General features: G+C 63.7%; 23 protein-coding genes and 1 tRNA gene. 18 read left to right on the forward strand and 6 right to left on the reverse strand.

The annotated features are described in order from the left end of the window. The first annotated feature begins 16 nt into the window (after positions 1-16). The 6 genes from M8312_RS03240 (at position 17) to M8312_RS03265 (ending at position 8,841) form a co-directional block, all read left to right on the forward strand. Positions 17-1,750 (forward strand): type I secretion system permease/ATPase, encoded by a 1,734-nt coding sequence (locus M8312_RS03240; protein WP_250118954.1) that lies wholly within the window; start codon positions 17-19, stop codon positions 1,748-1,750. A 1-nt stretch (position 1,751) separates the two neighbouring features. After that, the gene (locus M8312_RS03245; protein ID WP_250118955.1) at positions 1,752-3,167 is read left to right on the forward strand and encodes an HlyD family type I secretion periplasmic adaptor subunit; all 1,416 of its coding nucleotides are present in this window, start codon (positions 1,752-1,754) and stop codon (positions 3,165-3,167) included. Positions 3,168-3,271: 104 nt separating this feature from the next. Continuing rightward, positions 3,272-4,282, forward strand: a complete 1,011-nt coding sequence (locus M8312_RS03250) for a glycosyltransferase (RefSeq protein WP_284070197.1) — start codon at positions 3,272-3,274, stop codon at positions 4,280-4,282. 58 nt (positions 4,283-4,340) lie between these two features. Further along, a complete protein-coding gene (locus tag M8312_RS03255) occupies positions 4,341-5,432 on the forward strand; it encodes a glycosyltransferase family 4 protein (RefSeq protein WP_250118957.1) in 1,092 nt (363 codons plus the stop codon). A 70-nt stretch (positions 5,433-5,502) separates the two neighbouring features. Then, positions 5,503-7,617 (forward strand): NAD-dependent epimerase/dehydratase family protein, encoded by a 2,115-nt coding sequence (locus M8312_RS03260; RefSeq protein WP_250118958.1) that lies wholly within the window; start codon positions 5,503-5,505, stop codon positions 7,615-7,617. Between the two features lie 63 nt (positions 7,618-7,680). Further along, positions 7,681-8,841, forward strand: a complete 1,161-nt coding sequence (locus tag M8312_RS03265; RefSeq protein ID WP_250118959.1) for a glycosyltransferase family 4 protein — start codon at positions 7,681-7,683, stop codon at positions 8,839-8,841. A 76-nt stretch (positions 8,842-8,917) separates the two neighbouring features. Here M8312_RS03265 and M8312_RS03270 read toward each other — a convergent pair. Beyond that, positions 8,918-9,007, reverse strand: a tRNA-Ser gene (locus M8312_RS03270). A 135-nt stretch (positions 9,008-9,142) separates the two neighbouring features. Here M8312_RS03270 and M8312_RS03275 point away from each other — a divergent pair. The 12 genes from M8312_RS03275 (at position 9,143) to mazG (ending at position 20,187) form a co-directional block, all read left to right on the forward strand. Continuing rightward, positions 9,143-10,297, forward strand: a complete 1,155-nt coding sequence (locus tag M8312_RS03275; RefSeq protein ID WP_502957436.1) for a lytic murein transglycosylase — start codon at positions 9,143-9,145, stop codon at positions 10,295-10,297. A gap of 89 nt (positions 10,298-10,386) precedes the next feature. After that, complete coding sequence (locus M8312_RS03280; protein ID WP_250118960.1) at positions 10,387-11,571, forward strand: D-alanyl-D-alanine carboxypeptidase family protein; 1,185 nt, start codon at positions 10,387-10,389, stop codon at positions 11,569-11,571. After that, complete coding sequence (tmk, locus tag M8312_RS03285) at positions 11,568-12,188, forward strand: dTMP kinase (RefSeq protein ID WP_250118961.1); 621 nt, start codon at positions 11,568-11,570, stop codon at positions 12,186-12,188. The genes M8312_RS03280 and tmk overlap by 4 nt, the downstream gene beginning before the upstream one ends. Further along, positions 12,185-13,162, forward strand: a complete 978-nt coding sequence (locus tag M8312_RS03290; protein ID WP_250118962.1) for a DNA polymerase III subunit delta' — start codon at positions 12,185-12,187, stop codon at positions 13,160-13,162. Before tmk ends, M8312_RS03290 begins: the two co-directional genes overlap by 4 nt. A gap of 10 nt (positions 13,163-13,172) precedes the next feature. Next, positions 13,173-14,672, forward strand: a complete 1,500-nt coding sequence (metG, locus tag M8312_RS03295; RefSeq protein WP_250118963.1) for a methionine--tRNA ligase — start codon at positions 13,173-13,175, stop codon at positions 14,670-14,672. Then, positions 14,669-15,439 (forward strand): TatD family hydrolase, encoded by a 771-nt coding sequence (locus M8312_RS03300; protein ID WP_250118964.1) that lies wholly within the window; start codon positions 14,669-14,671, stop codon positions 15,437-15,439. The genes metG and M8312_RS03300 overlap by 4 nt, the downstream gene beginning before the upstream one ends. Continuing rightward, complete coding sequence (locus tag M8312_RS03305) at positions 15,436-16,200, forward strand: MBL fold metallo-hydrolase (RefSeq protein WP_250118965.1); 765 nt, start codon at positions 15,436-15,438, stop codon at positions 16,198-16,200. Before M8312_RS03300 ends, M8312_RS03305 begins: the two co-directional genes overlap by 4 nt. Next, positions 16,197-16,787: a retropepsin-like aspartic protease family protein gene (locus tag M8312_RS03310; protein ID WP_250118966.1), complete on the forward strand. Its 591-nt coding sequence runs from the start codon at positions 16,197-16,199 to the stop codon at positions 16,785-16,787. The genes M8312_RS03305 and M8312_RS03310 overlap by 4 nt, the downstream gene beginning before the upstream one ends. A 25-nt stretch (positions 16,788-16,812) precedes the next feature. Further along, positions 16,813-17,397 carry a retropepsin-like aspartic protease family protein gene (locus M8312_RS03315; RefSeq protein WP_250118967.1) on the forward strand — a complete coding sequence of 195 codons (585 nt, stop codon included), beginning with the start codon at positions 16,813-16,815 and terminating at the stop codon, positions 17,395-17,397. A 212-nt stretch (positions 17,398-17,609) separates the two neighbouring features. Beyond that, the gene (locus M8312_RS03320) at positions 17,610-18,014 is read left to right on the forward strand and encodes a DUF2147 domain-containing protein (RefSeq protein WP_250118968.1); all 405 of its coding nucleotides are present in this window, start codon (positions 17,610-17,612) and stop codon (positions 18,012-18,014) included. A 21-nt stretch (positions 18,015-18,035) separates the two neighbouring features. Further along, positions 18,036-19,337 (forward strand): OmpP1/FadL family transporter, encoded by a 1,302-nt coding sequence (locus tag M8312_RS03325; protein ID WP_250118969.1) that lies wholly within the window; start codon positions 18,036-18,038, stop codon positions 19,335-19,337. 55 nt (positions 19,338-19,392) lie between these two features. Beyond that, positions 19,393-20,187 carry a nucleoside triphosphate pyrophosphohydrolase gene (gene mazG / locus M8312_RS03330; RefSeq protein WP_250118970.1) on the forward strand — a complete coding sequence of 265 codons (795 nt, stop codon included), beginning with the start codon at positions 19,393-19,395 and terminating at the stop codon, positions 20,185-20,187. Here the strand turns inward: mazG and hflX are convergent. The 5 genes from hflX to dusB all read right to left on the reverse strand — a co-directional run bounded on the left by hflX (position 20,150) and on the right by dusB (position 26,670). Next, entirely contained in the window at positions 20,150-21,454 is a 1,305-nt protein-coding gene (gene hflX / locus M8312_RS03335; protein WP_250118971.1) for a GTPase HflX, read from the reverse strand. The two genes, mazG and hflX, sit on opposite strands and share 38 nt — an antisense overlap. After that, the gene (gene hfq, locus M8312_RS03340) at positions 21,451-21,942 is read right to left on the reverse strand and encodes an RNA chaperone Hfq (RefSeq protein WP_250118972.1); all 492 of its coding nucleotides are present in this window, start codon (positions 21,940-21,942) and stop codon (positions 21,451-21,453) included. The genes hflX and hfq overlap by 4 nt, the downstream gene beginning before the upstream one ends. Before the next feature lie 14 nt (positions 21,943-21,956). Next, positions 21,957-23,342 carry a nitrogen assimilation response regulator NtrX gene (gene ntrX, locus M8312_RS03345; RefSeq protein ID WP_250118973.1) on the reverse strand — a complete coding sequence of 462 codons (1,386 nt, stop codon included), beginning with the start codon at positions 23,340-23,342 and terminating at the stop codon, positions 21,957-21,959. 6 nt (positions 23,343-23,348) lie between these two features. Beyond that, positions 23,349-25,607, reverse strand: a complete 2,259-nt coding sequence (locus tag M8312_RS03350) for a sensor histidine kinase NtrY-like (protein ID WP_250118974.1) — start codon at positions 25,605-25,607, stop codon at positions 23,349-23,351. Positions 25,608-25,674: 67 nt separating this feature from the next. After that, positions 25,675-26,670 (reverse strand): tRNA dihydrouridine synthase DusB, encoded by a 996-nt coding sequence (dusB, locus tag M8312_RS03355; RefSeq protein WP_250118975.1) that lies wholly within the window; start codon positions 26,668-26,670, stop codon positions 25,675-25,677. Positions 26,671-26,697: the final 27 nt, after the last annotated feature.

Genomic DNA, 26,697 nt, shown 5'->3' on the forward strand with positions numbered 1-26,697 from the left:
CGGGGAGTGGAGCTCAATGAAGCTCGAGATGAATGAGGCGATTGGCCGCGCCCTCAAGGCATGCAAGCGGCACTTCGGTTACGCGCTGTTCTTCAGCGCGCTCGCCAACCTGCTCTATCTCGTGCCGATGCTCTACATGCTTCAGGTGTATGAGCGGGTGGTTCCGACCCGTGGGCATGCGACCCTGCTGCTCCTCACCTTGATGCTGCTGTTCGCGCTGCTGACGCTGTCGTCCCTCGACGTGATCCGTTCGCGGCTGCTGGTTCGGGCCGGCGTCCGGCTCGACCGGCTTTTGTCCGGGGCTATCTTCGACGCAACGCTTGCCCGGTCTGATCCGAGCGGCCAGCGCCTGGCGCGTCAGGCGGTTCGGGAGTTCGACACGCTTCGCCAGGCATTGACTGGCCCAGCGATCGTCGCCGTCCTCGATGCACCTTGGATGCCGGTCTATGTGCTGGTTGCCTTTCTTCTGCACCCGTGGCTCGGGGTTCTCTCACTGGTCGGCGCAGCCGTCGTGATTGCGCTGGCGTGGCTCAACGAACAGGTCACCCGCGATCGCCTCCAGCGCGCCAATGAGGCGGCAGGCCGGGCCTATGCTGATTTCGAGACGATCGTCGGCTCCGCCGACGTGGTTCGGGCGCTCGGCATGCGCGAGGCGATGGTCGCCAGTCACTTGTCGCAGCGCTCGAGCATGATGCGCCTGCAGACCGATGCCAGCATGGCGGCAAGTGGCGTCACCACGGCCTCCAAGACATTCCGCCAGCTGCTCCAGTCGCTGGCGCTTGGGGTGGGCGCGCTGCTGGCCATTGACGGCAAGATCAGCCCGGGCGCGATCTTTGCCGGATCGCTGATCGTCGGCCGTGCCCTGTCGCCGATCGATCAGATGGTCGGCAATTGGCGTACCATCCTGTCCGCACGGGGTGCCTGGCGCACGCTGAACCGGTTGCTGGATGAGACCCCGCCGGAGTTCTCGCACACCCAGCTGCCGCGTCCCGCCGGCCGGCTCGAGGTCGAGCAGCTGCATGTCTTCTCGCCGACCCGGGAGCCGATCCTCAACAACATCAGCTTCGAGATACCCGCCGGCGAAGTAGTTGCCATTGTGGGCCCGAGCGGGGCGGGCAAGTCCACGCTGGTGCGGGCGCTCGCCGGTGCGATTTCGGCCGAGCATGGGGTCATACGGTTCGACGGGGCCGACCAGCGAAACTGGGATCCGGAACGGCTTGCCGAGCACGTCGGCTTTATGCCGCAGGAGCCGGCGCTGTTCAGCGGGACAATCAAGGAAAACATCGCTCGCTTCCGCAACCGCCTTGGCGAAGACCGCGGGCTCATCGATACCGACGTCATCGCGGCCGCGACCGCAGCGGGCGCCCATGACCTGATCCAGCGGTTGCCGGGTGGCTATGACACTCTGCTGGGGCTCGGTGGCCAAGGGCTGTCGGCCGGGCAGGGGCAGCGGGTGGCGCTTGCCCGGGCGCTGTTTCGCGGGCCGGCGGTGCTGATCCTCGACGAGCCCAACTCCAACCTCGACGCCGAGGGCGATCACGAGCTTGCCCGCTGCCTGGAGCAGGCCAAGACCAACGGCACCACCGTCATCCTGGTGGCGCATCGTATGAGCATGCTGCCGATCGTGGATCGGCTGATGGTCATCCAGGCTGGCCGACTGGCGGCTTATGGTCCGCGGGATGAGGTGCTGGCGAAGATCGCGCCGCCACGCCAGCCGATACCCGCCCAACAGAAGGGAGTGGCTTCCTGACATGCTGACCACTGAAGCCACGGCGGACGACGGCGAGCACAACGTGCCCGCAGTGTCGGGTCCGTTCGCCTCGATCCTTGCCCGCGTGAACCAGCCGGCGGAACTGGGCGAGGACGAGCCGTCCCACGATATCCGACTGGGTGCGATCGTTGCGATTATCTTCTTCGTGCTGTTCCTCGGCTGGGCTGCGCTTGCTCCGCTAGACGCGGCGGTGATGGCGAGCGGCAAGCTGGTCGTTTCGGGTCAGCGCCAGACCGTCCAGCATCGCGACGGCGGCGTCGTTGGGCAGTTGCTGGTCCATGAGGGGCAGCGGGTGCGCAAGGGGCAGGTGTTGATCAAGCTCGCGGCCGCCGACGTCGAGGCGCAGGAGCGGGCCCTCAGCGGTCAGGCGATCACGCTGCTGGCGCAGCGAGCCCGGCTTAGGGCCGAGCAAATGGGAAGCGGCACGATTGAAGCGCCCGTGGAGTTCGCCACGCTGTCGAGCCCGGAAGACCGGGCTGCCGCGGGGCAGGCCTTGCGGATCCAGCAGGCCCAGCTGACTTCGCGCCTGGCCGTACTGCGCGCCCAGCGTGGTGCCTTCGGAACCCGGACTTCCGGCTCCACAAGCATGGGGCAGGGCTACAGCAGCCAGGTCACTGCCCTCGACGAGCAGATCAAGTCCATCACGGATGAGCTGAACTCACTGGCCGAAGTGGCCGCAAAGGGTTTCGTGTCGCAAAGCCGGATCCGCCAGCTTGAGCGCACCCGAGCCGAACTTCAGGGCCAGCGGGCGCAATATCTTGCCACCGCCGCCCAGACCCGCGACCAGGCGAGCGAATCGCGCCTGCAGTCGATGGAGGCGTCGAGTACATATAACGAGCGCAGCGCCAGCGAATTGCGCGACGTGGAAGCGGGGCTGAGCGAAGTCATGCCCAAGCTTACGGCCGCGCGTGACCAGCTTGCCCGGACCGAGATCCGCAGTCCGGTGGACGGCAGCGTGGTCGGACTCCAGGTCTTCACTCCTGGTGGCGTCATCGCCGCCGGTCAGCGGGTCATGGACGTTGTTCCCGATCGGCAGCCGATGACCATCGAGGCGCGGATCGCCCCATCGGACGGCGAGGACCTCCAGCCCGGCCAGACGGCCTATGTGCGCTTCGACTTCTTGCACGAGCGCGCGTTGCAGCCTCTTGAGGGCAAGGTCACCCGTGTCTCGGCCGACAGCTTCACCGACGAGAAGACCGGCGAAACCTATTTCACGGCGAGCGTGGTCGTGCCCCAGTCGCAGCTCGACATTCTCAAGCAAGTCCGCGGCCAGGACTTTCAGCTTCGTGCGGGGATGCCCGTGACCGTCGAGATTCCGGTGCGCAAGCGAACGGCGCTCGACTACCTGCTGGACCCGCTGACAGCCGCCTTCCGCAAGTTCGGGCGGGAGCACTGAGGCTTCCGAGCCGTCCGATTACGGCCACTGCTGCCAGGATCTGGAGGGTGTACCAGAGCCGGGCGGTACACATCTAGGACTTGCCCCTTCGACTGCCATCGTCGATGGACGCCGCAGATTGCCTGCAGCGGCCCCATCCGAGGTCAGCGGATCATGTCGTGGAGCTTGTCTTGAGCGCAGGGATAGCGGTGTCCGGTCAGCGGAGATCGATCATCGTCGCGGTCTGCACCTACAGGAGAAACGACCTCCTTGCGCGGTTGCTCGAGGCGCTGGTCGTGTGCGCGGAGGCCGTGCGAGACCAAGCGGCAGTCGGGGTCGCCCTGGTCGACGACACCTCCGAAGGCTGCGCGCGCGAAGTGGCGCAAGCCTATGATAAGAGGTTCGAACTCGGCATTTCCTATCGGATTTCCGGTAAACAGAACATCGCGATCGCCCGCAATCTGACACTCGACGACGCCATCGACCGGGCGGATTTCGTCGCGCTTACCGACGATGACTGTGAGCCGCCCCTTCATTGGCTGGCGGCCCTTCTGCAGACGCTCGAAACTAGTCGCTCTGATGCTGCGACTGGCCGAATGATCCGGCGCGTACCGGATTCGGCGCCAGCATGGATTCGCGACGAGCCCTTCCTTGAACTCGGCGTAGATCATCATTCCGAGGGCGAATGGATGCCAAGCGGAGCGACGTTCAACACCCTGCTCTCGGCGAAATGGCTCGTGGATCATCCGGAGGTCCGTTTCGATCCGCACTTTGGCGTTATCGGCGGCGAGGATGTGGTCTTCTTCAGGCAGGCCGTCTCCGCCGGCCTTCATATTGCCTTTTCCGAGAAGGGCTACACTTACGAGAACGAGCCTCCCGAACGTGCCAACCTGGCATACCAACTCTATGTTTACCTTTGGCACGGCAACAGCGCAGCCTTGTCCTCGTTGAGAAATGGCGTGTCACGGCTTCGCTTCGCGGTGCACGCGGGAGCTTCGCTAATGAGAGCGCTTGTCCGCCCGGTGCGACGCTTGGTGCGAGGTGAAAGTGCGCAGATGCGGTTCGCCCTTGCGCAAGTTCTGCATGCCATCGGCAAGTTCCTTGGAATTTGCGGTCTCAAGATCCGGCATCGCTGACATGCACTTTCTCTTCGCTCTGCCAGGTCTTCATCGCTTCAAGCGAGGCGCCGAGGTCGTGTTCGAGTCCGTCGCGCAACATATTGCTGCGACCGGCGAGCACCGGGTCACTTTGGTCGGCTCGGGGCGGCAGGAAGCCGGTCGCGCCTACAATTTTATCCATGTTCCCGCGGTGTCGCGCGACCGTTTCGAGCGATGGCCCAAGATGCCCTTCGCGCGCCACGAGTTCATGTATGAGGAGGCGACGTTCGCCACGCGCCTGGCATTGCTGCCTGAAGTGGCCACGGCGGACGTCACCATGACCTGCAGTTTCCCCTATGTGAACTGGGCCCTTCGCCGGCCCCGATCAGGCGGGCGGCCGCCGCATGTCTTTGTCACTCAGAATGGTGATTGGGGGCCACAACGAAACGGCCTCGAGCCACGCTTCTTTGACTGCGAAGGCCTTATCTGCACCAATCCGGTCTACTTCGAGCGTCAGAAGCAGGTGTTCTTCTCACGGCTTATTCCCAACGGCATCGATCCTGCCCGCTTCATGCCGGGCCCTTCGCAGAAGCAGCGGTTTGGCTGGCGATCCGACCTGCCGGTGGTCCTGATGGTCAGCGCGCTCGAGCCGGGCAAACGGGTCATCGAGGCCATTCGCGCCATGGCCGACGTGCCTCACGCGCAACTCGTGGTCGCTGGAGATGGGCCGCTGCGGGACGAGGTGTCGAGACTTGCCGAGCAACTTCTTCCGGGGCGGTTCACGCGAGGCACTTACAGGCATGACGAGATGCCCGCCTTGTATCGCAGCGCGGACGTTTTCCTGCATACCAAGATCTTGGAATCGTTCGGCAACGTATACATCGAAGCGCTGGCCTGCGGAATTCCGGTGGTGGCTCACGACGATCCGGTGACCCGATGGATTCTGGGCGACTTCGGAAGACGGGTGGACACCAATAACCGACCGGAATTGAGCGCAGCCATCCGCAATGCCTTGCAGCACGATGACGTCAGCGAGGACGCAGCCGACTGGGCTCGGACGCGTTATGCCTGGCCGGTCGTTGCCCAACAGTATGCGGACTTTCTGAGCGAAGTGGCTCATCGCTCCCGGCAAAAGAGCGGGTCCGGCCCGCTTCGCGAAGCGCCAATGCTGAGCGACCGGAGCTCCTAACTGACTTCAATCTAAGGAACTATTCTTGTCTTCCTCTGCCTCTACTTCATTCAGCGGCAACATTTTGCGAGTGGCGATTGTCGGAACCGGCTTCATTGCCGACTTCCATGCGCGCGCCATTCGCAATCATCCGAAGGCAGAGCTTGTGGCGGTTTGCGACGTCAATGAACAAGCGGCTGCAGCATTCGCCGAAAGCCACGATGCCAAAGCCTACAACGACTTCGAGGCGATGCTGACGAGTGAACAGCCCCATGTCGTCCACGTCCTCACGCCGCCAGACTCGCATCACGAGCTCGCCAAATCCGCCTTGCTGGCGGGTGTGCACGTATTCGTCGAGAAGCCGATGTGCGTCTCGACGGCGGAAACCGCGGACCTGCTGGCCGTCGCCACGGAGCGGGGCCTCAGGATTGGCGTCAATCACAACATGCTCTTCACCAGCGCTTACCGGCGATTGCTGAGCGAAGTGGAGGCGGGCGCCTTAGGCAAGCTCGACTACGTCAACATCACGCATCTGAGTGAATTGGGTGTGCTCAGGGCTGGCCCATTCAGCAACTGGATCGCGCGCAAGCCGGAGAACGCCCTGCTCGAGATCGGCCCGCATCTGCTGTCCGAGCTGATCGCCCTGATCGGCGAACCCGACCGTCTTCATGTCACGGCGGATCGTGAGATCGCGATGCCGAACGGCGTCACCGGCTATCGGCGGTGGCGCATCCATGGGGATTTCGGAAGGACTGCAGCCGACCTCATCATCGATTTCGGCCCCGGCTTTCCGCAGCGCACCTTGTCCGCCCGCGGAATGCTGGGGACAGCGCTGGTCGACTTCAATGCGAACACCTGCATCATCGATCGGAGAACGCCGGCAAGCCTCGACTTCGATCGTCGAACCCGCACACTGTCGCTTGCCAAACAGCTCCGCACGCAAGCTCGATCGACGATTGCCGATACACTGCTGACAAAGGCCAAGCTTCGGCGAAGCGGCAACCCCGACCAGAGCTCCATCAACGCGATGGTCGATGCTTTCTACGCCGGCATCATCGACCCGCGACGGAACGATACTCTCACCAGCGGCGAGTTCGGCCACAAAGTCATCGGTATGTGCGAGCAGATCATCGCTCGAGCCGATCTTGTTCAACCAGTGTCCGTCACCCCCTCCCAACAGCGAACAAGCGCCAAGCCCACCGTTCTTGTGATCGGAGGAACAGGTTTCATCGGAACGGCACTGATCGCGGAGCTCACCGGGCGCGGATATGTCGTTCGGGCCGCGGCCCGAGGGGACAATCCCGCACTCCGTGCGCTCGCGGGAGACAAGCTCGAACTCGTCCGCGGCGATTTCAGCCGCGCTGGTGATATCGAGCGGATGCTGGAGGGCATCGAAACGGTCTTCCACCTCGCTACGACCGATTCCAAGACCTGGGAGCAGTTTGTCGAGCGGGAAGTGGAGCCCGCTCGGCGTTTGGGTGAAGCCTGCTTGGCACATGGCATTAAACGGCTGATCTATACGGGAACGATCGACAGCCTTTATGCCGGAAGCAAGGCCGGGCGGATCGTCGACGAGACGCCGCTCGATCCCTCGATCAAGCGTCGCAATAATTATGCGCGGGCCAAAGCGGCGGCCGAAACTGTCCTACTCGACCTGCACCGCACTCGCGGCTTGCCAGTCGTGGTTGCCCGGCCCGGGATCGTCATCGGAAGCGGGGGCAACCCATTCCACTGGGGAGTTGGCCGGTGGGCTTCCGAGGGCGTGGTCGAACTATGGGGAGACGGCGCGAACAAGCTGCCGCTCGTGCTCGTCGAGGACGTTGCCAAGGGTTTGGCGCAAGCAATGGTCACGCCCGATATCGAAGGCAAGGCGTTCAACCTGGTGGACGCCCCTCTGCTCTCAGCGCGCGAATATATTGGAGCGCTGGAGTCCTTTGCGGGGCACAAGGTTGACGCTCGCCCGACCTCTATCTGGCGCTATTATCTTGACGACCTGATGAAGTGGCCAGTCAAGATCGCCGTTGGGCATCCCGATGCGCAGAGGCGGCCAAGCTACGGCGACTGGGAGTCGCGCTCTCAGAGGGCAGTGTTTGACAATCACTCGGCGCGATCAACGCTTGCATGGAATCCTGCGGGTTCGGCCGAACAGATCATTGAACGGGGAATTGGAGCGTCTCTGAAGAGCTGGCTACGTGCGAGGAGCTAGAGCCCCTTCGATCCGCCAAACTGACGGTTGGGCTTTGTCTTATCGAGCGACTGTGGAGCCAGCATGAAAGAGCGAGTGAATCTCTATTTCTATGCGGGTGACTTCGTGGACGCCATTCGGCGATATCGCGAAGGCGAGACGCAGATCTACGCCACCCATAATGAAGTCGCACGCCTGCTACTCGATCTAGCAGCGGCAAAGTATGACGTGAACGTCTTCAGTTTCGTTACTCCGACTAAAGAGGTTGGATATCCTGCTGAAGGGCTGAAGATCCATCAGCTTGGCGCGACGAAATATAACGATCCTCACGTCGTCGAAGCTTTCAACGATTCGAAGGCGCAGCACTCCGTCCTGCATTTTCCTCACCCCGGTCTGCTAAGGGTGGGTGCTCAAAGCGAGGGGCGATCGTTCCCGATTTGCGCCAACAGTTACAACCGGCGCGGCGTGAGGCCGGCACTTGAGCGCTGGAAGATCGCCCGACTGCTGAACAGTCCCAAGTTTCGCTTTGTGTCCAATCATTGCCGCCCAGCGACCGAGCACCTCGCCAGTTTTGGTGTGGAACGAGCAAAGCTCATTCCCTGGAACGTTCCCGTGTCGCAATCCCCGCGCCTGCTACCGGTCAAGGAGCGTGGAACGGGTGACAGGCTTACGATCGCATTCGCGGGGTCGGTGACCGAGGACAAGGGTGTCGGGAATCTCCTTGAGGGGGTCGCCCTGCTCAAGAATGACTATCCTCATCTTCGCTGCTTGATTGCCGGCCGGGGGGACGTCGATCGTTTTCAGGCCCAGGCCTCAAAGCTCGGAGTTGCGGACGCGACTGAATTCCTAGGGCTCGTCTCGAACACGCAGGTTCAGATTCTCTTCCGGGATGCCGACGTGATCGTCGTGCCAAGCCGTCGCATCTATACGGAAGGCTTTCCACTCGTCCTTATTGAGGCGATCGCCAGCCGAACTCCGATCGTTTGCAGCGACCACCCGATGTTCGTCCCGATCATGAAGGATCGTGACACAGCGATGGTGTACTCAGAAGGGCGACCTTCCGAGCTTGCCGCAAGTGTCCGGAGCCTGATGAGCGAGCCGGCCCTGTACGAGAAGATCTCGCGGAACGCCGAAAAGGCGTGGGATGACCTTCAACGAACGGCAGACTGGCGAACGATGATCTTCGACTGGATCACTCAGGGGGACCAGGCGCCTTACCTGCTGGCGAACACACTCGACGCGTAGCGGCTCGAACTGACGAATCCTGGCGGGCCAAAGAATCTGGCGATCGCCCTCAGGCCTGTTGGCAGCGCGCGCCCGCTGGCGGATGGGGTGGGATTCGAACCCACGGTGAGCTTTCACCCACGGCGGTTTTCAAGACCGCTGCCTTAAACCACTCGGCCACCCATCCCCGCGCTAGGCTCGGTTCAGCTTGGGCGGCCTAGTCTCCTTTTGCGCCATCGTGCAAGGCGTTGGTGAACAGGGAAGGGGCCTCGACCGTTGACGCCCCATGGATCGGGAGGGTGCGTTCAGGGTGGGAAAGAGGGTGGCGATTGGGGGCGCCTGCCTGGGCGCGCTGGCGTTGACGCCAGCAAGCGCGCAGCGTGATCCGCTCGCCCCCTTGCCCGAAGCGGTCGTACAGCAACCCGTCGGTCGACCGACACCGCCTTCACCAGCCCCGCAGGCGGTGCGGGTGCCTGTGACCGTTCATTATGGTGTGCCACCGGCTGCCAACGCGTATTCACCGCGGTTGACTGGCTTTGCGGCCTACCGGGAAACGCTGGCAGCGAAATCGCGCGCAGCCGGCGTCCGCGAGGCCACGATCCAGAACGTCATTCCCTACCTGACGCTGAATGCCCGCGTGCTGGAGCTTGATCGCGCGCAGCCCGGGCAGGTCAACAACCCCAACGCCATTCCGCCCTTTGCGCCTTATCGCGCCAGGCACGTCACCGCCGACCTCATCACTCGCGGACGTGCGCGCTTCTCCAGCCAGTACCCCTACTTGCGGGCGATCGAGCAGCGTTTCGGGGTCGAGCCGCAGATCATGATGGCGATCTACGGCCATGAGACGAGCTTCGGCCGAGTCACAGGCGGGTTCGACTTGCCCCAGGTCCTCGCCTCCCTGGCATATGAAGGCCGTCGACGGAGTTTCTTCGAGGATGAGTTTGTCGCCTCCCTTAAACTGCTCGACCAGGGTGTGCCGCGGGGGCGATTGAAGGGCAGCTGGGCTGGGGCGACCGGCTATCCGCAGTTCATGCCCTCGGTCGTGCTGAGATTAAGGACCGACGGAGACGCCAACGGGACGGCCGATATCTGGAACAGCGAGCTCGACGCGCTGGCTTCGATTGCCGCCTATCTGCGTGACGCCGGCTGGAAACCGAATGTTCATTGGGGCGTCCCGGTACGCGTTCCTGCAGGGTTCAACCGCTCTGCCGTCCGTTCGACCCTGGTCGCGCCGCGTTGCCCGGCGGTGTACGCCCGGCACAGCCGATGGCTCAGCATGCGCGAGTGGCGTGCGCTCGGAATTGTGCCGACCGGACGCAGCCTGCCGGATAACGAGCAGGCGAGCCTGATCGAGCCGGATGGACCGGATTCGACGGCCTATCTCACGACCGTCAATTATCGAGCAATTCTCGATTACAACTGCTCGAACTTCTACGCGCTGTCCGTCGGACTGCTCGGCGACGCGATCGCGCGCTGATTTTTCATCGATTGAAGGCGCCGTGGCACTCGCCGGACCCGCTCGCCCGCGCTAATCCCGTCTTCCCTCTGGAGCTTGTGCTGATTCCGATGATGCGATCCTTAGCCGTTGCTGCTTCCGCCCTCAGCCTTTTGCTGACCTCGACCGCCAGTGTTGCCGCGGCGCCTCCCTTCGACACGTCGGCGCGAGTTGCCTACCTTATCGACCTGTCGTCGGGAGCCGAGCTGCTCAACAAGAATGCCGACGTCCGCATGCCGCCGGCATCGATGGCGAAGATGATGACGACCGAGGTGGCCTTCGAGCTGATCGACCAGGGCAAGCTGCCGCTTTCCAAGACCTGCACGGTGCGGCCGGAGACGTGGCAGAAGTGGCATGGCCCACAGGCCGGCTCCACCATGTTCCTCAGCCCCAATGAGCAGGTCAGCGTCGAGAATCTGCTGCACGGCATCGTCACGCTGTCGGGCAACGACGCGTCTGTCGTGCTCGCCGAGTGCATCGCCGGAACCGAGCCCGCCTTCACCATGCAGATGAACACGCTGGCGGCGAAGCTGGGGCTGAAGAACAGTCATTTCGGCACCGCCAACGGCTGGCCGGACAACGGGGTCACTTATGTCACCGCGCGCGATTTGGCGGCGTTGGCGCGGGCGTCGATTGAGCGGCACCCCAAGCTCTACAAGCAATTCTACGGGCAGCCGAGCTTCACCTGGGGCAAGACCCTGGGCTCAGGTGCTGACATCAAGCAGGACAATCGCAACCCGATCCTGGGCGCGGTGCCCGGCGCCGATGGACTGAAGACGGGCCATACCGAGGAGGCGGGCTACGGCTTCACCGGTTCGGCCGAGCAGAACGGCCGTCGGCTGATCGAGGTACTCGCCGGGCTTGAGACTTACGGGTCTCGAATCGTGGAATCGCGCCGGCTGATGGAGTGGGGGTTCGGCGCGTGGCAGACCAAGGCGCTGTTCGCCAACGCCGCCAAGGTTGGCGAAGCTCAGGTGCAGCTTGGCGGTGCTTCGACCGTGTCGCTGGTGGCGCCGAAGCCGGTTGCCATTACTTTTCCGGCGGGGCTGACGGTCGGCGATCCCAAGCTGAAGATCCGTTATGACGGGCCGTTGAAGGCGCCGATCACCAAGGGGCAGCAGGTGGCGCAGCTGATCGTGACCATGCCGGACGGTACGGTGCAGCAGACACCGCTGGTTGCCGGAGAGGACGTGGGACAGGCGGGCTTCTTCGGGCGTTTCTGGGCAGGACTGAAGCAGTTGCTGGGGATGGCTTGAGCACAGCGCGCTTCATCAGTCTGGAAGGCGGGGAGGGGGTCGGCAAATCGACCCAGCTCAGGGCGCTGGAAGCGGCACTGCGAGCAGCAGGCAAGGACGTGCTGACCACTCGTGAGCCGGGCGGCAGCACGGGTGCGGAAGCAATCAGGTCTCTTCTTCTCGGCGGTGATGCTGACCGTTGGTCCATGCGTGCAGAAGCACTGCTGTTCGCCGCGGCCCGTGCGGACCACGTCGAGAAGACGATCAAACCGGCGCTGTCCGAAGGGCGCTGGGTACTGTCCGATCGGTTTCTGGACAGCAGCCTCGCTTATCAGGGCGGTGCAGGCGGCCTGGAGATTGAGGCAGTGCGCGCCCTGCACCGGTTCGGAAGCAACGACTTCCTGCCGGATAGGACGCTGGTGCTGGTGCTACCTGAAGGACAAGAGCGGGCCCGGCAGCGAGACGGAGATGCCAGCGATCGCATCGGAGGCCGCGACATCGCCTATCACGCCGCCGTCGCTGATGCGTTCGCCAGCATCGCTGCTGCAGAGCCAAAGCGAGTTCGGATGGTGGATGCCAGCGGTTCTCCAGAGGAGGTCACGCGGCGGTTGATGACCGAATTGGCGGAGCTGTTGTGACCCTGTTCGGACATGGCCGCGCGGTCCAAGCCTTCCGCGCCGCGCTGGATAGTGGAGCGGTGCACCACGCCTGGCTGCTGGCTGGTCCGCGGGGGGTGGGCAAGAACCTGTTTGCGACGCTTGCTGCGGAGCGGCTGCTCGCTGACGCTGCTGGTCCCCGCGTGAGCTTGCCGGGTCTCGAGACACCGCCCGATCACCCGGTGGCGCATCTATTTGAGGCGGCAAGCCACCCGGACTTCCGGCGGCTGGAACGAACGGAGAACGAAAAGGGCGACCTCCGGCGCAACATCACCATTGCGCAGGTTCGCAAGCTTGGCGAACTGTTCGCCCTGCAGCCGGCGCTGTCCGATTGGCGCGCCGTAGTGATCGACAGCGTGGACGAACTCGAAGGCGGGGCGGCCAACGCTCTGTTGAAGATGCTTGAGGAGCCCCCGGGCCGCAGCATCTTCTTCCTGGTCAGCCATGCACCGGGGCGCTTGCTGCCGACCATCCGCTCGCGTTGCCGGCTGCTGACCTTCGCGCCGTTGGACGACGACGCCATGACGTCCGCGCTGGCGGAGGCATTGCCTGAGGCAGGCGCTGCCGAGCGGGCCACGCTAATTCCGCTCGCCGGTGGCAGTGTCGGGCGAGCGGTCAGCATCGCTGAACTCGACCTCGCCAGCCTGCGCGGTGAGGCCGAGGCCATCCTCCTCGAGGGCGACCCCGCCAATGAGCGCCGCTCCAAACTGGCGCGCTCGCTGAGCGGCAAAGCGGCAGCGCCGCGCTATGCCGCTTATCTGGAACTCCTTCCTGGGCTCGTGGCGGAGCATGCCCGGAGGTCCGAAGGGACCACGCGTGAGCGGTCGCTTGCCGCCTATGCGCAGGTGAGGGAGCTGACCAGCTTTGCCCCGCGTCATTCGCTCGATCCGCAGGCAACGGTGTTCCAGTTGGGAACCATCCTCGCCTCCGTTGCCGCCGAAGGGCAGGGCGGGTAGGGCGGACGCAATGTCCCAGCCTTATTACATCACCACCGCAATCAACTATCCCAACGGCCGCCCGCATATCGGCCACGCCTACGAAGCGATTGCCGCCGACGTGATCGCGCGGTTCCACCGTGCGCAGGGTCGAGATGTGTTCTTCCAGACCGGCACAGACGAACACGGCCTCAAGATGGCCCAGGCGGCCCGTTCCGAAGGCGTCGAACCGATCGAAATGGCCGATCGAATGGTCAGCATCTTCAAGGAGATGGATGACCTTCTTGATATTTCGTATGATCGCTTCATTCGAACCACCGAGCCGGCGCACCACGCCGCCAGCCAGGCCATCTGGCGTGCCATGGCGGAGAAGGGGGATCTTTACCTCGGCCGCTACGAAGGCTGGTACTCCGTCCGCGATGAGGCCTTTTACGAAGAGTCCGAGCTAACCGGCGGGGAAGGCGGCGAGAAGCTTTCGCCTCAGGGAACCCCGGTGGAGTGGACGGTCGAGGAAAGCTGGTTCTTCAAGCTCTCGGCCTATCAGGACCGGCTGCTGAAGCTCTATGCCGAGCAGCCCGACTTCATCCTGCCCGAGAGCCGCCGGAACGAGGTCCTGCGCTTTGTCGAAGGCGGACTTCAGGATCTGTCGGTCAGCCGAACAAGTTTCGACTGGGGCGTTCCGGTGCCCGACAGCCCGGGTCACGTCATGTACGTCTGGCTGGACGCCCTGACCAACTACATCACCGGCGTCGGCTATCCCGATCGCGGTGAGCAATGGCAGCGCTACTGGCCAGCCGACCTTCACCTGATCGGCAAGGATGTGGTCCGCTTCCACGCGGTCTACTGGCCAGCCTTCCTGATGAGTGCCGATCTACCGCTGCCCAAGCACGTTTTTGGCCACGGGCACGTGCTCCTGCGCGGTGAGAAGATGTCGAAGAGCGCGGGAAATGTGGTCGACCCACTCAAGCTGGCGCGCCGCTTCGGCACCGATGCGCTGCGTTACTTCCTGATGCGTGAGATCAGCTTCGGGCAGGATGGCAGCTATTCCGAAGAGGCGATCGTCACCCGTTGCAATGCCGAGCTGGCGAATAGCTTCGGCAATTTAGCGCAGCGGACATTCTCGATGATTGGCAAGAACTTGGACGGCGTTCTTCCGCCGGCTGGTGAAGCGAGCGATGACGCCACTTTGCTGGAGCAGGTGCGGAGTGCCGGCGAAACCCTGACCCGCGAGTTCGAGCGGCTGAGCTTTTCCAGCGGGCTCGACGCCTGGATGGGCGCAGTGTTCGCCTGCAACGCCTATGTCGACACGCAGGCGCCCTGGGCACTCAAGAAGTCGGACCCGGAGCGGATGGCCGCCGTCCTGGGCACGCTTGCTTTCGCGGTCGAGTTGCTGACCCAGGCCGTCGTGCCCGTCATCCCGTCGTCGGCGGCGCGGCTGCTGGCATATATCGAAGAGGGGCGGGCTTCCGGACGCATCGCAGCGCCGCAGCCGCTCTTCCCGCGGCTCGAGCTCGAGGAAGCGGCGGCGTGAGCCTGATCGACAGTCACTGCCACCTCAATTACCCCGGCCTGGTTGAAGACGAAAAGGCAGTCCTGGACCGTGCCCGAGCGCGAGGGGTCAGGGGTTTCCTCAACATATCGACCCGCCAGCGTGAGTGGGGTGACGTCATTGCTGCCGCGGAGCGGCACGACGATGTCTGGGCGTCGATCGGGGTCCATCCGCACGAGGCCGACCAGCATCCAGACCTTGGCGCCGAGGCGCTGGTCGCAGCTGCCGACCACCCGCGCGTCATCGCGATCGGCGAATGTGGGCTCGACTATTTCTACGACAAGTCTGACCGCGGGGCTCAGAAAGAGCGCTTCGCCGCGCATCTTGAGGCCGCGCGGCGCACCGGCCTGCCGGTCGTGGTGCATACCCGCGATGCTGAAGAAGATACCGTCGACCTGCTGAAGAGCGCGCCTGACGTCACTGGAGTACTCCATTGCTTCACCGGCTCCCGCTGGCTGGCGGAAGAGGGGCTCGCATTGGGCTGGTCGATCAGCCTGTCAGGGATCGTCACCTTCAAGAACGCGCGCGACCTTCAGGAGACCGCTAAAGTCGTTCCAGACGACAAGCTGCTGGTCGAAACGGACTCGCCATTTCTCGCCCCAGTGCCGCACCGTGGAAAGACCTGCGAACCGGCGTATGTCGCTGACACGGCTGCTTTCGTGGCGTCCTTGCGTGACGTCACTCCGGACACGCTTGCCGAGCAAACCAGCGCCAACTTCTTCCGTCTGTTCGCCAAGGCGGCGCAATGAAGCTTCGGATTCTCGGCTGCGGGACGTCGTCGGGCGTGCCGCGGCTGGGAAATGACTGGGGTAGCTGCGATCCCGCAGACCCGCGCAATCGCCGCAGCCGCGCGGCCGCGCTGGTCGAGGCCGGCGGCGAACGCATCCTGATCGACTGTGGGCCGGACCTACGGGAACAGCTCAACGCCGCAGGGGTGGGGGAGGTCGATCGTGTAATCGTGACGCACGATCACGCCGATCATCTTCACGGCATCGACGACCTTCGGCAGGTCGCACACAATCGCGCGGACCAAGTGCGGGTGTTCGGACGGCCGGACCTGATTAAGCGCATCGAAGAGCGCTTTCGTTACCTCTTCCACGGCAACGCGCTCTATCCAGCAGTTGCCCGCCTGGAAGCGATCACTGGCGAGTGGGTCGTGGGCGGGATTCGGGTTCGCTTTTGCGATCAACCGCATGGCCGGATCACATCGCTTGGGATCCGCTTCGACGAGGCCGAACGCAGCATTGCTTACGCCATCGATTTCCACACCATGACGGACGAGATGACGTCACTTTACCAGGGGGTAGGCATCTGGGTGGCCGATTGCCTGCGCCGCAGGCCGCACCCGACCCACGCACACCTGGACGCGGTACTCGGATGGGCGCGCGAGCTGGGGGTCGGCCAACTCGTTCTCAGCCACATGGACAACAGCATGGATGTCCAGCAGCTTTCCCGCGAGCTGCCGGATTGGGCGACGCCGGCCTATGACGGAATGGAGGTTGGCTGGTGAACGACGACACGGTGCCGAGGGCAATCTACCTCATGCTGTTCCTGGTGCTGGTGGGCAGCTCGCTCGCTGCCCGGCGACTCCCGCTCAAGGACACCGCGAAGATGGCGCTCGCATGGGTCGGCATTTTCGGCGCCTTGATCGTAATCGTGGCGTTCAAGGACGAGTGGAAGGAAGTCGGTTCGCGTGTGACCGCCGCTGTCATTGGCGGGGCGAGCGAAGGCCGCGTCGCAGGAGGCGAGCTTCGCATTCCTGTGCGCGACGATGGTCATTTCTGGGTCCGTGGATCGCTGAACGGAACACCGGTGGACTTCCTCATCGACAGCGGCGCGACCACGACGACGGTTGAACAGTCGATCGCGGACGAAGCCAGGCTCGAGACAGGTATGCGGGTCGAACCGGTCGAAACGGCGAATGGCACCGTCACCATGAAACATAGCGAGGGATCGCTGCAGGTCGGGCCCATCCACCGGGAGGGCTTTCCCGTACTGATCGCGCCGCAGGAGGGCCTGAATGTCCTCGGGATGAACTTCCTTTCCTCGCTGCACGGCTGGCGGTCGGAGGGGCGGACGCTTGTCTTGATCCCGTGAGGCTGCGCCCCACTTCAGACATTGTATGAACGACCTGCACCTCGGAAGCCTGTACATCCTGATGGCGGTCATGCTGCTTGCCGGCAGTCTGATCAGTCGTCGCGGCGGTTTCGGCAGCGCGCTGACCCTGATGGTAGCGTGGATCACGATCTTCGCCGCCGGCTTCGTCGTTTTCAGCTTTCGGGATGACCTGGGCTATGTCGCGCAGCGCCTGAAGTCCGAGGCAACCGGAACGCCAGTGCAGGTCGGAAAGACGTTGCGGATTCCTATGGCGCTCGACGGGCATTTCTGGGTTGAAGCCGAGGTCAACGGCGTGCCGGTCAAGTTCCTGATCGATAGCGGCGCAACCATGACCACGGTTGGAGCCGCCACGGCCGCTGAAACCGGCTTGGAGCCGCTGGGTGGACGCGGACAATTGGTGCGCACCGGCAATGGCGTGATCAATGTGGCGCGGGCGCGAGCGGACACGATCAACCTTCAGGGCGTCGAGCGGCGCGACATGACGCTGTTCGTGGCCGAGAACGACGACATCAACGTGCTTGGGATGAACTGGCTGTCCTCGCTGCAGCGCTGGGGTGTCGAAGGGCGATGGCTGATCCTGGAGGCATGAACTGCCTCTCTAACGAGCCAACATTTACATAATGCATATTATCATACTTACGGAGAATGCGCTTCAGGCGGACGGATCGTCTTCCGTCCTTCCGTTTGTCGCTGCGTTACACCGTTGGTCGTTGTCTCGCTTGACCACTCGGACACCGGCAACCAGAGCGCGCTCAAGACCGTTCGGTCCCAAGCACCCACATTCGTTCACGGATATTCGTCATGCTTTCCATTCTAATGGCTGCGGCAATCGCAGCCGCGCCGCCGCCATCCGACAATGTCCTTGGACTCTGGAAAACCGAGACGCGCAACGGCGTGGTTGAAATCAGCCGTTGCGGCGCATCGGTGTGCGGACGGTTGGTCACGTCCGATGGCCTCAAAGCCAATCCCAACCTCAAGGACGTCAATAATTCGGATGCGTCCTTGCGCGGCCGACCTCTCAAAGGGCTGCTGATCCTCGGCGGTTTCAAGTCCGAAGGGCTCGTCTGGAATGGCGGCAAGATCTATAATGCCGATGATGGCAAGACCTACACCGCTCGTCTGACGCCCGCCGGCAACCAGTTGAAGGTGCGCGGCTGTATCTTCGTTCCGCTCTGCAAGACGCAGACCTGGACGCGTATTCGCTAGTCAAAACGAAAGACTGTTCTCATGTTCACGCGTAAATTTGCGGCCCTTGCCGCCACGACGACCCTTGCTCTTGGCTTCGGCGCCACGCCCGCGTTCGGCCAGGCCTTCTACCTCCAGGAGCAATCCGTGCGTGGTGCCGGGCGGGCTTTCTCGGGCGAAGCGGCCGATACCGGCTCCCAGAGCCTGTGGTGGAACCCTGCCGCCATCGGCGGCCAGACCCAAGCGAGTGGCGCGCTTGGCGTTTCGGTGATCCTGCCGCACGGCCGCCTGGTTGATACTGGCACGCGCATTGTTCGCCCGGGCCAGCTGCCGGCAGCCGTCGGCGGCAATCCCGTCGCGCGCAATCCGATCAACAATGGCGCACTTCCCTCAGGGTCGGTCGCTTTTCCGATCACCGACCGAATTGCCGTCGGCCTGGCGATCAGCTCGCCCTACAGCTTCACCACCGATTACGATGCGCACAGCTGGGCACGCTACAGTGCTGACCGGACCAGCTTGCGCACCATCGACGTTCAGCCCTCGGTCGGTGTTGCGGTAACGGACAATCTTCGGATCGGCGGCGCTTTGAACATCGAGCACGCCAAGGCCACGTTGAGCAATGCCCTTCCGAACTTGTCGCCGCTGCTGCCGGACGGCAGCCAGCAACTGAATGGCAGCGGCTGGGATCTGGGCTGGAGTGCCGGCCTGCAGCTTCACAATGACGTCGCCACGCTCGGCCTCGCCTACAAATCATCGATCCGGCACAAACTCAACGGCGACCTTGCCGTGTCCGGCTTGCTTGGCCCCCTGGCCGGATCGAACACCACGCTGAACGGTGTTGATGCAACCTTCCGCACACCCAGCCAGATCATCGTGGCTGGGCGCTATCGCGCAACCAGCGAGTTGACACTGAATGCGCAGTTCGTTCGCTTTGGCTGGAAGAAGTTCGATGCCATCCGGCTCGGTGCGCCGGTCAATCAGGCATTGCCGCAGAATTATCGCAACAGCTGGAGCCTGGCGGGCGGAGTGGACTACGCCGTCTCGCCTGCGCTCACCCTGCGTGCCGGCGTCCAGCGAGCGCTGACCCCTACCCGCGATGGACAGCGGGATGCGCGGGTACCGGATAGCAACCGCTGGAACGTCGGCGTCGGCGGCAGCTACGCACTTTCAAAGGCCTTCACGATCGATGCGGCGGCCAATTATGTCGACTTCAAGAAGGCGTCGGTCGACCGCACGACCGCGGCCTTTGTCGGAACGCCGGCGCAGACTGTCATCCTGACCTCGGGCGAACTGCAGAAAGCGGGCGCCGTGGTGCTGTCGCTCGGCGGCGCGGTCCACTTCTGACCAACGGCTCCGGGTGCACTTGCGCCCGGAGCCTCCCTCCCCTTAGGCGCTGGCGATGACCAGCGCCTCCGAACCGATCCAGCCCAACTCTTCGGCCGCCTTGGCACGCCTCGTTGCGATCATGGCACGGCTGCGCGATCCGGTGCACGGTTGCGAGTGGGACAGCGTCCAGACCTTCGCCAGCCTCGCGCCTTACACGATCGAGGAGGCCTATGAGGTGGCCGATGCCATCCAGCGCGGGGACCTCGCCGATCTCAAGGGTGAACTGGGTGACCTCGCCCTGCAGGTCGTGTTCCACGCGCAGATGGCCGTCGAGGCGGGCCACTTCAGCCTCGAAGATGTCCTGAACGGCATTTCCGACAAGCTTGAGCGGCGCCATCCGCATATCTTCGGCGATGCGGCAGAGGGCGGCCACCACCTTTGGGAGCAGATCAAGGCCGAGGAGCGGGCTGCTTCCGCGGATCAGAGCGCGCTTGCCGGCGTGGCCCTCGCCCTCCCCGCTCTCGAGCGTGCGGCCAAGCTGCAGAAGCGTGCCGCGCGAACGGGTTTCGATTGGCCTGACCCAAGCGGGCCAAGAGCGAAGGTGCTGGAGGAACTCGAGGAGCTTGATCAGGCGCCGTCGGAAGAGCGTGAAGAGGAGCTCGGCGACCTCCTGTTCGCGGTCGTCAATCTTGCACGATTGATGAAGATCGAACCGGAAGAGGCTCTACGGAAAGCCAATTCCAAATTCGAGCGCCGCTTCCGTGCGATCGAGGCTGCGCCCGACTTTTCAGCGTTTAGCCTTGATGAGAAGGAAGCGCTCTGGCGGAGCGTCAAAGCGACTGAAAGCGGGTCCAGTTCTCCGGACTAAGCCGCACCGCGAGCCGCATCGTATCACCATCGACCCGCTGATCGAGCACTTCGCCGTGGCTGTGCAGCCAGGCGAGCCGGCTTCCTTCCCCGGCTGCCAGCTGGAGCTGGTGAACGACATTCCCCTTTGTAAGGCGCCGGGCGACTTCCTCGCGGAGTCTTTCTACACCGTCACCGGTCACGGCCGAAATGGGTACCACGTCCTCACGGCGGGTCGCCTCGGCGAGCAATGCTTCCCGCTCGCTCCCATCAAGCAGGTCGATCTTGTTCCAGACTTCGATCCGTGGCGGCCCCTGTCCTTCTTCCAGTCCCAGTGACGCCAGCACGCCTTCAACGTCGGCCTTTTGCGCGTCGCTGTCCGGATGCGCGATGTCACGCACGTGGAGGATGACGTCAGCCGAGTTCACCTCCTCGAGAGTGGCACGGAAAGCGGCGATGAGTTCGGTCGGCAGGTTGGAGACGAATCCCACCGTATCCGACAGGATCGCCTTGTCGAAACCGGGCAGCTTCACCTCACGCATGGTCGGGTCGAGCGTCGCGAACAGCAGGTCCTCGGCAAACACCTCGGCCCGAGTCATGCGGTTGAAGAGCGTCGATTTGCCAGCGTTGGTATAGCCAACGAGCGCAATCACCGGCCACGGCGCACGCTGACGCCGGTCGCGGTGCAGGCCTCGGGTGCGGCGGACCTGCTCCAGCTCCCGGCGGATCTTGGCCATCCGGTCGCGGATCAGGCGGCGGTCGGCCTCGATCTGGGTTTCGCCCGGTCCACCGAGGAAGCCGAAGCCGCCACGCTGCCGCTCGAGGTGGGTCCAGCTGCGCACCAGCCGTCCCGCCTGGTAATCGAGATGAGCAAGCTCAACCTGCAGACGGCCCTCCGCTGTCGCCGCCCTTTCCCCGAAGATCTCCAGGATGAGGCCAGTACGATCGATGACCTTGGCCTTGGTATGGTCCTCGAGCTGCTTCTGCTGAACCGGCGACAGCGCGGCATCGACGACAAGCAGCCCCGCCTCATGCTCGTTGATGAGTTTGCCAATCTCCTCGACCTGGCCTTTTCCGAACAGAGTGGCAGGGCGCGGCTGGCGAATGCGGAAGGCCTTGCGGCCGACAACGTCGATGCCGATCGCGGCCGCGAGACCCTCTGCCTCATCCAGCTTGGCCTCGACGGAACGGGCGGTGCTGGATGCACCCTCGTGGCGGTCGGGCAAAACGACAAGGGCACGCTCTCCGCGGCTGATCCCCTCCTCGCGAGAAAGGCTGAATTCACTCACTTGGCGGCTCCATCCTCTTCGGAATCGTCAAGCGACAACGCGCTATGCGGCTGAATGGTCGAGACGGCATGCTTGTAGACGAGCTGGACTTGGCCGGATCGGCCAAGCAGCATGGAGAACCGGTTGAAAGCAAGCACTTCGCCCTGAAGCATGACGCCATTGATCAGGAACACGGTCATCGTCTCGCCCGCCCGGATGGCCGCGGAAAGGAAGCGATCCTGAAGGGTCATCTTGCCGGCGTTGCGGCTGCCCTGAAAGAGGTTCAGATCGATATCGTCAGGCGTTTCGGCCGGGAGGATGGTCGACATCGCATGCTTGTAGATGAGCTGGCTGACTCCGTCCCGCCGGAGCAGCAGCGAAAAGGCGTCGAACCACGTTATGACGCCCTGCAGCTTTACGCCCTTGACCAGGAAGATGATCACCGGAGTCTTGGAGCGGCGGAGGCTGTTAAGGAAATGATCCTGTAGACTGAGCGGCTTATCGGCCAAACTTGTGATCTTTCTTATTCATCGCTGGTCTGGCTCTTATCGCCCAGCCCAAGCGCCTTGAGCTTCCGGTGAAGAGCCGAACGTTCCATGCCGATGAACGAAGCGGTGCGCGAGATGTTGCCCGAAAAGCGCCTGATCTGAACACGAAGATACTCTCGTTCAAAGCTTTCGCGTGCCTCCCGCAACGGTGAGCCCATGATGGAAAGGGTGGTGTTGTTGAGCCCACCCGCGCCGCCAGTGTCGAGTACTTCCGCGGGAAGCATGTCGACGTCGATCCGGCCGAGGCGCTCAGTGGGTGCAAGGATCACCGTGCGCTCAATGATGTTGCGGAGCTGGCGGACGTTGCCGGGCCATTCATGTGCCTGAAGCGCGGCCAGCGCCTCCTCCGACAGTGCTGGAACCGCGACCCGTCGCTCCGTGGCGAAGCGGGCCAGGAAGTGACTGGCGATCTCCGCGATGTCCTCGCGCCGCTCGCGCAAGGGCGGAATACGCACCGGCACCACGTTCAAACGGTAATAGAGGTCTTCACGGAAGCGGCTGTTGGCAATTTCTTCCTGAAGATTCCGAGCGGTCGCCGATAGCACTCGAACGTCCACCTTTACCGGCCGCGACCCGCCGATGCGGGTGAAGCTCTGGTCGGTCAGCACGCGCAGAATCTTGCCTTGAGTGGTGATCGGCATGTCCGCGATCTCGTCAAGGAACAGCGTGCCACCATGCGCCTGTTCCAACAGGCCCGGGCGGGCGATGCCATCACCTTCGCTGCCGAACAGCTCCTCTTCCATCCGTTCGGGCTCCATCATCGCCGCCGAGACGACGATGAATGGCGCTCCCGCGCGGGTGCTCCAGCTGTGGATGGTGCGCGCGGCGATCTCCTTGCCAACGCCCGCGGGTCCGGTGATCATCACCCGGCTGCCCGTCGGCGCCACGCGCTTCAAGGTTGCACGGACCGTGTTGATCGCGACCGACGAGCCGTTGAGCTGTTCGTCATGGCCCGCCCGCTCCCGCAGGGACGCCACTTCCTTGCGCAGACGGTCCGTTTCCGTCGCTCGACCGACGAGGTGGAGCAGCCGGCTGGCCTCGAACGGCTTCTCGATAAAGTCGATGGCACCCTCGCGGATCGCGGCCACGGCCGTGTCGAGATTGCCGTGTCCTGAAATCATCAGAACGGGAAGGCTGGGATCCCGTCGTTTGATCTCCTCAAGCAGCTGCAGGCCATCAAGCCGCGAACCTTGCAGCCAGACATCTAGAAGCGCCAGGCTGGGCCGCCGCTCCTCGATTGCGTCGAGCGCTTCGGTGCTGTTCGCCGCCGAGCGGACAGAATAGCCTTCGTCCTCCAGCACGCCGGCGACCAGTTCGCGAATGTCTGCCTCGTCGTCGACGACCAATACTTCGAGCGCCATAAGCGATCAGCTCTCCTCATTGCGGACGAGCCCAGGCTCGTCCTCGGCCGCCTGGGCCGCTTCCGCCAGCAGCTTGAGCCGGCTTTTGTCGAAGGCGATACGGACGTGGGTCCCCCCGCCGGAACGGTCGAGGAAGGCGATGTCGCCACCATGCTCCTCAACGATCTTCTTGACGATCGCGAGGCCAAGGCCCGTGCCCCGCACCCGCGTCGTCATGTAGGGCTCGGTCAGTCGCTCCCGGTCTTCGGGCAGGCCGATGCCGGTGTCGGTGACATCGATCACCAATTGCGCCTCGCTGTCGCAAATGGTGAGCTTGACCCTGTCGCCTTCCAGACTGTGCTCGCCGCGATTGCGCCGCGCCTCGATCGCCTCGACAGCGTTCTTCACCACGTTGGTCAGGGCCTGGCTGAGCTGGCGACGGTCGCAGATCATGCGGATGTCGCCGCTTGGCGGGTCAAGCGCAAAGCTCACGCCCGGATGAGCCACCTCGTGGAGGAAAAGCGAGGTGCGGGCGACGTCATGGACATTCTCCTCGCGGAATACCGGCTTGGGCATGCGGGCGAAGTTGCTGAACTCATCGACCATGCGGCGAAGGTCGCCAACCTGCCGGATGATCGTTTCGGTGAGCCGGCCGAAGGTCTCCGGCTCCGTCTGCACTTCCTTGCCATACCGGCGCTGCAGGCGCTCGGCCGCGAGCTGGATCGGTGTCAGCGGGTTCTTGATCTCGTGCGCGATGCGGCGCGCGATGTCCGACCAGGCCGCGCGGCGCTGGTCGGCGAGCTGATCGGTGATGTCGTCAAAGGTCAGGACCGTTCCGTCCGAGTAACGCACCCGCTTCACCGCGAGGGTGCGCTGCCCATGTTCGGACCGGACCATGACGTCGGCTTCGCGCTGGTCGCCGCTCAGGAATTCATCGAGCTCGGTGGACAGATCGGAGAGCGCCCTCCCCTCCGCCGCCTCGCCGCCATGTTCGAGCAGGGTACCTGCCGAGCGATTGAGCAGCAGAACATTGCGATCCTGGTCGATGGCGATCACGCCCGCAGTCACGCTGCCGAGCACGGCCTCAATAAAGGCGCGGCGCGTGTCCAGCTGGGTGTTGGCGGCCTTGAGTGCACCGGTCTGCTCCTCCAGCCGTCCGGTCATCCGGTTAAAAGCAGCAGCTAGCACGCCAATTTCGTCGTCGCTCTTCTGAATCGGGACCCTGGTGGAGAAGTCGCCCTCCTCGACCCGGCCCGCGGCGTTCACCAGCGCACCGACCGGACGCACCAGGCGGTCCGCCAGTTTGAGCGCGCCGAGGATCGACAGACCTACGATGATCAGGGAGCCGAGCAGAAGGGCGGCATTGAAGCGCAGTTGGAGGCCTCGTGCCCGCTCCAGCGTGGCCTTGTAGCCGCTTGCCGCCGTCTTGGCCTCTCCGAGCGCTTGAACAGCGGCCGCGTTGATGTCGCGCGCGCCGTACAGGTAGACCGGCACATCGGGGTCGAGCCGAATGATGCCCTCCACCCGGTCAGGCGTAGCGATCTTGATCGCGACCTGTCCGGCCTTGAGGTCCTTTACCTCTGCGGGCGAGAAACGTTGCTGGATCGGGCGGTCGTCGTAATTGATGACCGCTTGGGTGTTCCATTGGTTGCCAACGGCGGTCAGCACCGCGGACTCCCGCAGCTGGCGGGTCGCGATCTGATAGATGAAGACCGTGGTGAAGTTCTGGCTGCCCGCGCCAAACTGATTGATGGCGCGCACCATGTCGATGCCCATTGCCTCGAGGTCGGCGCGAAGGCGATTGCGATGTTCGCTCTCGTAAATCGAAGAGGTCCGCTCTGCTTGCTGGAGCACCGTGCGAGCCCTGTCGGAGAACCAGAATTCCATGCCTGACTGGAAGAGTACCGATGCAAAGATGGCGACCAGCACCGTCGGCGTTGCCGCGATCACGGAGAACAGGGCAACCAGACGCGTGTGGAGCAGGCCGGTGCCCAGCCCCCCTTCCTCCGCCCGGCGCAGCGCTCGCCGGCGGCTGAACAGGACCATGAGCACAATGGCCGGAATGAGGTTGCCAACGAGCAGCAGGGCCGCGACGGGCGGTGATAGGGTGCTCTCCTGGTCACCGCCGCGAAGCAGGGTGAAGCTCAGCGCAAACATGCTGACCAGCACCAGAGCGGCAACCAGCTCGGCCACCCGGTAGAAGCGGCCGTTGGCTCGCTCCTTCGCCAGCCAGCGACGAAGGCTCGGCGGCTGATCGATGCTGTTTCCGCTGGTCCGAGCGTCCATTGAGCCGAGCCCTAGCACGGCCCCGTTGCTCAAAGAACACAGTTGTTGCGGCGCGCCTTAACTTTTTTCAGGCCGCCTGCCGGCTGAGCCATGGCGCATAGAACTCGCGCAGCATGGCGACCACGACCGCTGGGTCGTCCTGCGTGTTGACGCGGTTGCGGAACTCGGCCGAGCCGGCCAGCCCCTTGGTGTACCAGCCGATATGCTTGCGCGCGAGGTTAACCCCCGTCTGCTGCCCGTAGAGTGACTGCATGGCGTCATATTGTTCGAGGATTAGCGCCAGCTGCTCGTCCATCGAGGGGTCTGGCCGTCGCCCACCCGCAAGGTCAGCCATGATCTGTGACAGAATCCACGGACGGCCATAGGCGCCGCGGCCGACCATTACGCCGTCTGCGCCCGACTGGGCGAGCGCATCGCGGGCGTCCTCGACCGAGCAGATGTCTCCGTTGACGATCACGGGCAGGCTCACCGCTTCCTTCACCGAGCGGACAAACCGCCAATCGGCCGAACCTTTGTACATCTGATTGCGGGTGCGCCCATGGACGGTGATCAGCTGGGCGCCAAGGTCCTCCGCGATGCGCGCAAGCTCTGGTGCGTTCAGGCTGTCATGGCACCAGCCCATGCGCATCTTGACGGTAACCGGTACCGAAACGGCCTTGACTGTCGCCTCGATGATGCTGGCGGCGAGCGGTAGGTCGCGCATCAGCGCTGAGCCGGCATCGCCATTGACCACCTTCTTCACGGGGCAGCCCATGTTGATGTCGATGATCGCGGCGCCGCGCTGCTCATTGAGCTTGGCGGCCTCGGCCATCTCGACGGGGCTGCAGCCCGCGAGCTGAAGGCTGACCGGCTCTTCCGAAGGGTCCCATAGCGCCTTCTGGAGGCTCTGGCGCGTTTCGCGGATGGCGGCCTGACTGGCGATCATCTCGGACACGGTAAGGCCGGCGCCGTAGCGCTTGACCGCCTTGCGGAATGGCAGGTCGGTAACACCGGTCATCGGCGCCAGTATCACTGGCGCGTCGATCCGGACCGGGCCGATCGAGATAGGCTTGAAGCTGTCCATGAGAGCGCGCGCCTTTACAGGAAGGCT

The organism is Sphingomonas sp. KRR8, from assembly GCF_023559245.1.
GTDB lineage: Bacteria > Pseudomonadota > Alphaproteobacteria > Sphingomonadales > Sphingomonadaceae > Sphingomicrobium.

Bases quoted from the DNA above. Each gene is read 5' to 3' on its own strand.
- ntrX (WP_250118973.1), bottom strand. From the start codon at position 23,342: ATGGCGCTCGAAGTATTGGTCGTCGACGACGAGGCAGACATTCGCGAA.
- M8312_RS03250 (WP_284070197.1), top strand. From the start codon at position 3,272: ATGGACGCCGCAGATTGCCTGCAGCGGCCCCATCCGAGGTCAGCGGAT.
- M8312_RS03280 (WP_250118960.1), top strand. From the start codon at position 10,387: ATGATGCGATCCTTAGCCGTTGCTGCTTCCGCCCTCAGCCTTTTGCTG.
- M8312_RS03350 (WP_250118974.1), bottom strand. From the start codon at position 25,607: ATGGACGCTCGGACCAGCGGAAACAGCATCGATCAGCCGCCGAGCCTT.
- mazG (WP_250118970.1), top strand. From the start codon at position 19,393: ATGACCAGCGCCTCCGAACCGATCCAGCCCAACTCTTCGGCCGCCTTG.
- M8312_RS03245 (WP_250118955.1), top strand. From the start codon at position 1,752: ATGCTGACCACTGAAGCCACGGCGGACGACGGCGAGCACAACGTGCCC.
- M8312_RS03315 (WP_250118967.1), top strand. From the start codon at position 16,813: ATGAACGACCTGCACCTCGGAAGCCTGTACATCCTGATGGCGGTCATG.
- M8312_RS03265 (WP_250118959.1), top strand. From the start codon at position 7,681: ATGAAAGAGCGAGTGAATCTCTATTTCTATGCGGGTGACTTCGTGGAC.
- metG (WP_250118963.1), top strand. From the start codon at position 13,173: ATGTCCCAGCCTTATTACATCACCACCGCAATCAACTATCCCAACGGC.
- M8312_RS03240 (WP_250118954.1), top strand. From the start codon at position 17: ATGAAGCTCGAGATGAATGAGGCGATTGGCCGCGCCCTCAAGGCATGC.
- M8312_RS03305 (WP_250118965.1), top strand. From the start codon at position 15,436: ATGAAGCTTCGGATTCTCGGCTGCGGGACGTCGTCGGGCGTGCCGCGG.
- dusB (WP_250118975.1), bottom strand. From the start codon at position 26,670: ATGGACAGCTTCAAGCCTATCTCGATCGGCCCGGTCCGGATCGACGCG.
- M8312_RS03320 (WP_250118968.1), top strand. From the start codon at position 17,610: ATGCTTTCCATTCTAATGGCTGCGGCAATCGCAGCCGCGCCGCCGCCA.
- M8312_RS03325 (WP_250118969.1), top strand. From the start codon at position 18,036: ATGTTCACGCGTAAATTTGCGGCCCTTGCCGCCACGACGACCCTTGCT.